Source organism: Pantoea sp. Morm (assembly GCF_016643525.1).
GTDB lineage: Bacteria > Pseudomonadota > Gammaproteobacteria > Enterobacterales > Enterobacteriaceae > Pantoea > Pantoea dispersa.
In genome coordinates this window covers 1-617 of sequence record NZ_VOQX01000283.1, presented here as the reverse complement: position 1 = coordinate 617, position 617 = coordinate 1, and the positions used below count along the sequence as shown (strand labels likewise).

Sequence of the window (617 nt, the reverse complement as noted above, 5' to 3'; positions counted from 1 at the left end):
ACAGACAGCCAGGATGTTGGCTTAGAAGCAGCCATCATTTAAAGAAAGCGTAATAGCTCACTGGTCGAGTCGGCCTGCGCGGAAGATGTAACGGGGCTAAACCATGCACCGAAGCTGCGGCAGCGACACTATGTGTTGTTGGGTAGGGGAGCGTTCTGTAAGCCGCTGAAGGTGTGCTGTGAGGCATGCTGGAGGTATCAGAAGTGCGAATGCTGACATAAGTAACGATAAAGCGGGTGAAAAGCCCGCTCGCCGGAAGACCAAGGGTTCCTGTCCAACGTTAATCGGGGCAGGGTGAGTCGACCCCTAAGGCGAGGCTGAAAAGCGTAGTCGATGGGAAACAGGTTAATATTCCTGTACTTGGTGTTACTGCGAAGGGGGGACGGAGAAGGCTAGGTTATCCGGGCGACGGTTGTCCCGGTTTAAGCGTGCAGGTGTGAAGACCAGGCAAATCCGGTCTTCTTTAACACTGAGGCGTGATGACGAGCCGCTACGGCGGTGAAGTAACTGATGCCCTGCTTCCAGGAAAAGCCTCTAAGCTCCAGGTAACACGAAATCGTACCCCAAACCGACACAGGTGGTCAGGTAGAGAATACCAAGGCGCTTGAGAGAACTCG

Annotated in this window: 1 rRNA gene; it reads left to right on the top strand. The window is 54.0% G+C overall.

Going from position 1 to position 617, the window contains the following annotated elements:
* Nucleotides 1–617, top strand: a 23S ribosomal RNA gene (locus tag FT726_RS27590); the annotation flags it as partial.